This window comes from Streptomyces sp. (assembly GCF_031181705.1).
Taxonomy (GTDB): domain Bacteria; phylum Actinomycetota; class Actinomycetes; order Streptomycetales; family Streptomycetaceae; genus Streptomyces.
Genome location: NZ_JAPSKN010000196.1, coordinates 1 through 7598, shown reverse-complemented (window position 1 = coordinate 7598; position 7598 = coordinate 1). Strand labels below are relative to the sequence as shown.

Genomic DNA, 7598 nt, shown 5'->3' with positions numbered 1-7598 from the left:
TCCACCATCAGACGGGAACCCGCCCGGCGTTCACCGAACACGTCACCCGGGTTGGACAGGACGCACGTGTCGAGGGAGAGGCAGCCGCAGCCGATGCAGTCGGTGAGGTGGTCCCGCAGGCGGTTCAGCTGCTTGATGCGCTCGTCCAGCTCCGAGCGCCACGCCTCCGACAGCTGCGCCCAGTCCTCCCTGGTCGGCGTCCGCTCCTCCGGCAGCCGCGCCAGCGCCTCGCGAATCGTGGCCAGCGGGATCCCGACCCGCTGCGCGGCCCTGATGAACGCGACCCGCCGCAGCGTGTCACGGGAGTACCGACGCTGGTTGCCCGCCGTGCGCCGACTGCTGATCAGGCCCTTGGACTCGTAGAAGTGCAACGCGGACACCGCCGCCCCGCTGCGCGCCGACAGCTGCCCGACCGTGAGTTCGTGGATCTTCTCTGGAATCTGAGGCACCCCTCGAACCCTACCCAGTCCGTTGACACAACCCGCGCGGCCGACCATGCTAAGCAGTCGCTTAGAGTTGTCCCCCGCACGAGAGGTCTGGAAGACATGGCACAGCCGAGGATCTTCACGTCCGTCGACGACCTGAAGTCGGCGGTCGGCGAGCAGCTGGGGTACACCGACTGGCTCGACATCGACCAGAAGCGCATCGACCTCTTCGCACAGGCCACCGGCGACCACCAGTGGATCCACGTCGACCCGGAGAAGGCCGCCGCGGGCCCCTTCGGAACGACCATCGCGCACGGCTATCTGACCCTGTCGCTGCTCCCCCTCTTCGGCCCCCAGCTGATCTCCGTCGAGGGTGTGAAGATGGGCGTCAACTACGGCACCAACAAGGTTCGTTTCCCCGCCCCCGTCCCCGTGGACTCCCGCCTGCGCGCCACCGCGACGATCACCGGCGTCGAGGACGTGCCCGGCGGCGTCCAGGTGACGGTCGCCTTCACCGTGGAACGCGAGGGCGGCGACAAGCCCGTCTGCGTCGCCGAGTCCGTCTCGCGCTACTACGTCTGAGGCTCCGCCGGTTCCGCCGGGATAGCCGCGGAACCCGCCGCGCCCACCATCCGCAGCACGAGGTCGGCGTACAGCGCGCCGACCTCCTCCGGCGTCCGCGGCCCGCCCACGTTGAACCACCGCGCGACGTCGATGCACAGCGACAGCACCGCCAGCGTCGTCCCGTGCACGTCGATGACCTCGAACTCGCCCGAGCGCACGCCCTCCTCGATGATCCCGCGCACCTCCGCGTCTACCTGACGCCGCAGCGCGAGGATCTCGGCGCGGGCGTCGGGGCCGAGCGAGTCGAGTTCGTACTGCACCACCCGCGCGGTGGTCCGCCCGCCCGCGTGCCAGCGCACGAAGGAGCTGACCGCGTCGGCGAGCCGCTCGGTCGGGCTGCCCTCCCGGCGGGACGCGGTACGCAGGATTTCGAGGGCCTTCTCGTGCCCGATCCTGCTGATGCGGTGCAGCAGCTCTTCCTTGGTCTTGTAGTGGATGTAGAGCGCGGCCGGGCTCATCCCGGCCCGGCCCGCGATGTCACGGGTCGTCGTGGCGTGGTAGCCGCGCTCGGCGAAGGCCTCCACCGCGGCGATCAGCAACCGCCGCGCCGCGTCGGGCGTGACCTCGCCCCACGCCTGCGCCTCGCCGTCGGCCGTCTCCTCCGCCGTACTCATCACTCGCCCCTCTCCACTGACAGGGCCACCACCATACCGCCGAAGGTGAGCGAGCGCTTAGCGAGGCGACCCGGCGGCCGCCTCAGTGCTTGTCGAAGGGGGTGTACGTGGGTGCCGGCGCCGCGGCCCCCTCCTGCCGGTCGCGGATGACCTTGGCCAGCGTGAAGGAGGAGGTGACGAGGTACAGCACGGCGATGGCGAGGAAGCCCCGCACCCAGGCGTCGGCGCTCAGCCGGTAGATGCCGATCGCGGTGGCCGCCATGGCGACGGCGAAGGAGGCGACGGCCTGGCCGTAGAAGGCGGCCGTGTTCTGCTGCTTGCCCGGTGTGTCACTCATGGCGACAGCTTCGGCCACCGTGGCCCGCGCCACATCCGCCGAAGTACTCAGGCGCTACTCAGAACGCCGAGACCCCCGTCAGGGCCCGCCCGATGACCAGCTTCTGGATCTGGCTCGTGCCCTCGTACAGGGTCATCACGCGGGCGTCCCGCAGCAGCTTGCCGGCGGGGTACTCGTCGATGTAGCCGTAGCCGCCGAAGACCTGCAGCGCGTTGTTCGCGGCGCGGACGGCCGCCTCCGAGGCGAACAGCTTGGCCTTGGACGACTCGACGGCGAACGGCTGCCCCCGGTCGATCAGGTCGGCGACCCGCCAGGTCAGCAGCCGCGCCGCGTCGACGTCCACGGCGATGTCGCTGATCAGCTCCTGGACCAGCTGGTGGTGGGCGATGGTTTTGCCGAACTGCTCGCGCTCGCCCGCGTACCGCACGGCCGCCTCCAGCGCGGCCTGGGCTATGCCGACACAGCCCGCCGCCACGGACATCCGGCCCTTGGCCAGGGCCGACATGGCGATCGAGAAGCCCTTGCCCTCCGGCCCGAGCAGCGCGGTGGCCGGGACGCGCACGCCCTCCAGGACGAGTTCCGCGGTGGCCTGGCCACGCAGCCCGAGCTTGCCGTGGATCGTGCGGCGGGTCAGACCGGGCGTGTCGGTGGGGACCAGGAAGGCGGAGACGCCCCGGTGGCCGGGGGCGTCGGTGGAGCGGGCGAAGAGCAGGACGACGTCGGCCCAGGTGCCGTTGGTGATGAACATCTTGGTGCCGTCGATGACGTACTCGTCGCCGTCCCGCACCGCCCGGGTCGTGAGGCTGCCCGCGTCCGAGCCCGTGCCCGGCTCGGTCAGCCCGAAGCAGCCCACCGCCGCGCCGGAGGTCAGCCCGGGCAGCCACCGCCGCTTCTGCTCCTCGCTCCCCCAGGCGGCGACGGTCTTGGCGACGAGCCCGAGGGAGACGGAGACGATCCCGCGCACCGAGGAGTCGCCCCGGCCGAGCTCCTCCGTGACCAGGCAGTACGCGAGGTGGTCGCCGCCGGAGCCGCCGTACTCCTCGTCGATCGTCAGCCCCAGGAAGCCGACCTCACCGAGCTTCTTCACGATCGACCGGTCGACCTCCTCCGCACGGTCCCAGGCGACGGCGTGCGGGGCGACCTCGCGCGCCACGAAGTCCCGGGCGAGCTGCCGTACGGCGGTCTGCTCCTCGCTGAGCTCCAGGTTCACCACGAGCCACCCCTCGAAAACCGTGTACGACAACCGTGTACGACGCGGATGCCGCACCATTTTAATTAGCACTGCTAGTTTATGACGGCAGCCCTACTATGTGCGCCATGGCCCGACCGCGCAAGCCCTTGCTCAGCACCGACCGGATCGTCGAGACGGCCCGCGCGCTCGTGGACGCGGAGGGTCTCGCGGCCCTCTCCACCCGCCGGCTCGCCGCCGAACTGGGCGTCAGCGGGCCCTCGCTCTACAACCACTTCCGCACCAAGGACGAGATCCTGGAGGCGGTCGCCGACTCGGTGAGCGGCCAGGTGGACCTGTCGATGTTCCAGGACGGCCGGGACTGGCGGACCGCGCTGCACGACTGGGCCGTCTCCTACCGGGCCGCGCTGCGCGACCATCCCAACATCGTCCCGGTGCTGGCCCGCGGCCCCGGCCGGCGCCCGGCGGGGCTGCGCCTCGCGGACGCGGTCTACGGCGCGATGGTCGACGCGGGCTGGCCCCCGGCGCAGGCCACCTCCATCGGGGCGCTGATGCGCTACTTCGTGATGGGCTCCGCGCTCGGCTCCTTCGCCGGCGGCTTCGTGGACGACGCGAGCGCCTACGACCCCGCCGACTACCCGCACCTCCAGCAGGCGCACCTCCTCGCCGAGCAGCAGGAGAAGATCGACGAGCGCGCCTTCGAGACCGGCCTGACGGCCCTGCTGGACGGGCTGACGCGCCAGTACGAGCACGTGCGGCGGACCGCGTAGGTCCGCCCGGCCGGACACTTCGGCGCCGGCCGAAGGGTCCGTGTTCCATGCTGGGGGCATGACGAGGGACCCACAGGCCACGGCCCTGGCCCGGCTCGCCGCGCTGATCGCCGACGAGACCCGGGCCACCTGCCTGCTCGCCCTGCTCGACGGGCGGGCCTGGACGGCGGGCGAGCTGGCCCGGCACGCGGGTGTCGCCGCGTCCACGCTGAGCGAGCACCTGGGCAGGCTCGTCGCGGGCGGCCTGCTCACCGAGGAGCGGCAGGGCCGGCACCGGTACGTCCGGCTGGCCGACGCGCGGGGCGCGCAGCTGGTCGAGGACCTGGCGGCGCAGGTGGCGCCGGACCGGGCGGCACGGCCGCGGAACCTGCGTGAGTCGAGCGCCGGTTCGGCGATGGCCCGGGGCCGCACCTGCTACGACCATCTCGCCGGGCGGCTCGGCATCGTGGTCACCGACGCGCTGACGGCCCGCGGACTGCTCGTGCAGAAGACCGGGTTCGCGCTCACCGACGCCGGGCTCGCCTGGTTCGAGGCGGCCGGGATCGGCCTCGACCGGCGGGGGCGGCGGCCGCTGGCCCGGGCCTGTCTGGACTGGACCGAGCGCCGGCCGCATCTGGCGGGCGTGGCGGGCGCGGCCCTGTGCCGGCACGCCCTGGAGTCGGGGTGGTGCGTGCGCATCGGCTCGGAGCGGGCGGTGAAGGTGACGGAGGTCGGTGAACGGGCCTTGTCCGACCTGCTGGGCGTCGAGCCCGCCACCCTGCGCTGACCGCCGCTGCCCCGTCGCGCGGACCGGCGGCGCCCCGTCCGGAATCCGCGAGCCTCCCGCCCCGCCTCCCCCTAGCCTCAGGAGCATGATGAGCACTCCTCCCCCCGCGTCCGCCCGTCGCGCCGAGATGACGGCCGCCGCCGCGGCCGCCGTCACCGTCGTGCTGTGGGCGTCCGCCTTCGTCTCGATCCGCAGCGCGGGCGACGCCTACTCGCCCGGCGCGCTGGCGCTCGGGCGGCTGCTGGCGGGCGCGCTGACACTGGGCGTGATCTGCCTGGTGCGGCGGGAGACCTGGCCGCCGCGCTCGGCCTGGCGCGGGATCGCGATATCGGGCGTGCTGTGGTTCGGCTTCTACATGGTCGCCCTGAACTGGGGCGAGCAGCAGGTCGACGCCGGCACGGCAGCGCTGGTGGTGAACACCGGGCCGATCCTGATCGCGCTGCTGGGGGCCCGCCTGCTCGGCGACCCGATGCCGCCGCGGCTGCTGGCGGGGATGGCGGTGTCGTTCGCCGGTGCGGTGACCGTAGGTCTGTCGATGTCCGGCGAGGGCGGTTCCTCGGTGCTCGGGGTGGTGCTGTGCCTGCTGGCGGCGATCGCGTACGCCGGTGGCGTCGTGGCGCAGAAGCCGGCGCTGGGCTCGGCCAGTCCGCTGCAGGTGACGACGTTCGGCTGCCTGGTCGGCACGGTGGTGTGCCTGCCGTTCGCGGGACAGCTGGTCCAGGAGGCCACGCGGGCACCGGCCTCCGCCACGCTCAACATGGTCTACCTGGGCGTCTTCCCGACCGCCCTCGCCTTCACCACCTGGGCCTACGCGCTGTCCCGTACGACCGCCAGCAGGATGGGCGCGACGACGTACGCGGCGCCCGCGCTGGTCGTCCTGATGTCCTGGCTGTTCCTCGGCGAGGTGCCGGGGCCGCTCACCCTGCTCGGCGGTGTGCTGTGCCTGGCGGGCGTGGCGGTGTCCCGGTCGCGCTCGCGGGCGGCGGCCCGGGCCGCTGTTCCGGGAGCGGTGACGGAACACCGGCCCGAGCAGGCGCCGGACTCAGCTCGCTGACCCGGCCTCCGCGCGGGCCTCGGGCGCGGCCTCCGGCTCCGTGGCGCGGGCCCGGCTCGCGAGGATCCTGATCGAGACCAGGGCGATCACCGAGAGCCCGATGATGTAACCGGAGACGGCCATCGAGGTGCCGGTCGCCTCCAGCAGCAGCACCATCACGAAGGGGGCGAGTCCGCCGCCCGCGACGGCCGCGATCTGGTAGCCGAGGGAGGCGCCGGTGTAGCGCATCTCGGGCGTGAACAGCTCGGCGAACAGCGCCGCCTGGGGGCCGTACATGATGCTCAGGAAGCAGCTGGCGACGAAGGTGCCGACCGCGAGCCACAGCAGCGAGCCGGTGTCGATCAGCAGGAACAGCGGGACGGCCCACAGGGCGATGCCGACCGCGCCAAGGGCGTAGATCCGGAGGCGGCCGACGCGGTCGGAGAGAGCGGCGGAGGCCGGGATCAGCACGAGCTGGGTCAGGCTGACGCAGAGCGAGACCATGAGGACCGGGCCCTTCTCCATGTCCAGTTCGCGGGTGGTGTAGTCGAGGACGCCGGTGATGAGGATGTAGAAGGTCGCGGTGTTCACGGCGAAGGAGCCGCCCGCCAGGAGCACCGTGCCGAGGTGGCCGCGCAGGATGGTGCGCAGCGGCGAGCTCGGCTCGGACTTCTCCTTCTGCGCGAGCGCCCGCTCGGCCTCGCGGAACGCCGGCGTCTCCTCGACGCGGGTGTGGATGTACCAGGCCAGGCCCAGCACCAGCAGGCCCACCAGGAACGGCACGCGCCAGCCCCAGGCGGTGAACGCCGAGTCGGTGGTGAACGCCCCGGCGGCCAGGAAGACGGTGTTGGCGGTGACCACGCCGATGGGGACGCCGAGCTGGACGACGCTGCCGTAGACGCCGCGCTTGCCCTCCGGGGCGTACTCGGTGGCCAGGAGCATCGCGCCGCCCCACTGGGCGCCGACGGCGACGCCCTGGGCGACGCGGAGCAGCACGAGCAGGATCGGGGCGGCGACGCCGATGGTGTCGTACGTGGGGAGCAGGCCGATGCCGGTGGTGGCCACGCCCATCAGCGTCAGGGCGAGGACCAGCATCGGCTTGCGGCCGCGCTTGTCGCCGAGGTGTCCGGCGACGATGCCGCCGAGGGGGCGGGCGAGGAAGCCGACGGCGAAGGTGGCGAACGAGGCGAGGACGCCCGCGGTGGGGCTGCCCGCGGGGAAGTACAGGTCGCCCAGGACGAGGGCGGCGGCGATGCCGAAGACGAAGTAGTCGTACCACTCGACGGCCGAGGCGAGTGCCGCGGCGGTGGCGACCCGGCGGCGGTTGCCGGCGGCGGGCGGGGTGGGGTCGGGCTGAGCGGAAGGTGCCGTGTCCATGTGGTGCGCGCTCCGGGGGTGCGGGGACGGAACGGGGGGTGGCTCGGGTTCCGGGGAACGTACTGACCGGACGGTATGGGCGTCAACGGGTCGCGCACCGGGACTTTCGCCTGTACGTGGCACCCAGGGGGGGCGCGGGCACGGCTGAGGCCCCGGCCTCGCGGGGAGGCCGGGGCGGAGGGAGGGCGACGGGCTAGAAGACGACCAGCGCGCGGCCGCCCTTGCCGGCGAGCATGTTCTCGAAGGCGGCCGGGATGCCGTCGAGGGAGATGCGTTCCGTCACCAGGGCGCTCAGGTCGAACCGGCCCGCCCGGATGTGCTCGGCCAGGACCGGCAGGTCCACGGCCGGGTCGGAGTTGCCGTAGACGCAGCCGGAGAGGGTGCGGCCCCAGTGGAAGATCTCCAGGGCGTTGAAGGTGACCTGCTGGTCCTTGCCGCCGATGCCGACGACCGTGGTGCGGCC

The 7598-nt window shown here is 72.8% G+C and carries 9 protein-coding genes and 1 pseudogene; 4 read left to right on the top strand and 6 right to left on the bottom strand.

All coding sequences use genetic code 11. From position 1 onward, the window contains the following. Nucleotides 1-449, bottom strand: a 449-nt coding sequence (soxR, locus tag RIN80_RS25115) for a redox-sensitive transcriptional activator SoxR (RefSeq protein ID WP_309097924.1), incomplete at its 3' end; no start/stop codon positions are given. Between the two features lie 96 nt (nt 450-545). Between soxR and RIN80_RS25110 the strand changes: the two genes are divergently transcribed. Then, nucleotides 546-1007: a MaoC family dehydratase gene (locus RIN80_RS25110; RefSeq protein ID WP_309097923.1), complete on the top strand. Its 462-nt coding sequence runs from the start codon at nt 546-548 to the stop codon at nt 1005-1007. Here the strand turns inward: RIN80_RS25110 and RIN80_RS25105 are convergent. The 3 genes from RIN80_RS25105 to RIN80_RS25095 form a co-directional block, all read right to left on the bottom strand. Then, nucleotides 998-1663 (bottom strand): TetR/AcrR family transcriptional regulator, encoded by a 666-nt coding sequence (locus RIN80_RS25105; protein ID WP_309097922.1) that lies wholly within the window; start codon nt 1661-1663, stop codon nt 998-1000. The genes RIN80_RS25110 and RIN80_RS25105 overlap by 10 nt on opposite strands. An 82-nt stretch (nt 1664-1745) precedes the next feature. Then, nucleotides 1746-2000: a YiaA/YiaB family inner membrane protein gene (locus RIN80_RS25100; protein WP_309097921.1), complete on the bottom strand. Its 255-nt coding sequence runs from the start codon at nt 1998-2000 to the stop codon at nt 1746-1748. Nucleotides 2001-2058: 58 nt separating this feature from the next. Further along, entirely contained in the window at nt 2059-3210 is a 1152-nt protein-coding gene (locus RIN80_RS25095; protein ID WP_309097925.1) for an acyl-CoA dehydrogenase family protein, read from the bottom strand. Nucleotides 3211-3317: 107 nt separating this feature from the next. On the opposite strand from RIN80_RS25095, the gene RIN80_RS25090 reads away from it, so the two are divergent. The 3 genes from RIN80_RS25090 to RIN80_RS25080 all read left to right on the top strand — a co-directional run bounded on the left by RIN80_RS25090 (nt 3318) and on the right by RIN80_RS25080 (nt 5779). Then, the gene (locus RIN80_RS25090; RefSeq protein WP_309097920.1) at nt 3318-3959 is read left to right on the top strand and encodes a TetR/AcrR family transcriptional regulator; all 642 of its coding nucleotides are present in this window, start codon (nt 3318-3320) and stop codon (nt 3957-3959) included. Between the two features lie 58 nt (nt 3960-4017). Next, a complete protein-coding gene (locus RIN80_RS25085) occupies nt 4018-4725 on the top strand; it encodes a winged helix-turn-helix domain-containing protein (RefSeq protein ID WP_309097919.1) in 708 nt (235 codons plus the stop codon). Nucleotides 4726-4813: 88 nt separating this feature from the next. After that, nucleotides 4814-5779 carry a DMT family transporter gene (locus RIN80_RS25080; RefSeq protein ID WP_309097918.1) on the top strand — a complete coding sequence of 322 codons (966 nt, stop codon included), beginning with the start codon at nt 4814-4816 and terminating at the stop codon, nt 5777-5779. Here the strand turns inward: RIN80_RS25080 and RIN80_RS25075 are convergent. Both RIN80_RS25075 and RIN80_RS25070 read right to left on the bottom strand, forming a co-directional pair. Continuing rightward, nucleotides 5768-7135: an MFS transporter gene (locus RIN80_RS25075; RefSeq protein WP_309097917.1), complete on the bottom strand. Its 1368-nt coding sequence runs from the start codon at nt 7133-7135 to the stop codon at nt 5768-5770. The two genes, RIN80_RS25080 and RIN80_RS25075, sit on opposite strands and share 12 nt — an antisense overlap. Before the next feature lie 193 nt (nt 7136-7328). Then, nucleotides 7329-7598, bottom strand: a pseudogene (locus RIN80_RS25070) (alcohol dehydrogenase); the annotation flags it as partial.

Excerpts from the sequence above, each read along its gene's own strand:
- RIN80_RS25110 (WP_309097923.1), top strand. The coding sequence starts at position 546 with ATGGCACAGCCGAGGATCTTCACGTCCGTCGACGACCTGAAGTCGGCG.
- RIN80_RS25105 (WP_309097922.1), bottom strand. The coding sequence starts at position 1,663 with ATGAGTACGGCGGAGGAGACGGCCGACGGCGAGGCGCAGGCGTGGGGC.
- RIN80_RS25100 (WP_309097921.1), bottom strand. The coding sequence starts at position 2,000 with ATGAGTGACACACCGGGCAAGCAGCAGAACACGGCCGCCTTCTACGGC.
- RIN80_RS25090 (WP_309097920.1), top strand. The coding sequence starts at position 3,318 with ATGGCCCGACCGCGCAAGCCCTTGCTCAGCACCGACCGGATCGTCGAG.
- RIN80_RS25085 (WP_309097919.1), top strand. The coding sequence starts at position 4,018 with ATGACGAGGGACCCACAGGCCACGGCCCTGGCCCGGCTCGCCGCGCTG.
- RIN80_RS25080 (WP_309097918.1), top strand. The coding sequence starts at position 4,814 with ATGAGCACTCCTCCCCCCGCGTCCGCCCGTCGCGCCGAGATGACGGCC.
- RIN80_RS25075 (WP_309097917.1), bottom strand. The coding sequence starts at position 7,135 with ATGGACACGGCACCTTCCGCTCAGCCCGACCCCACCCCGCCCGCCGCC.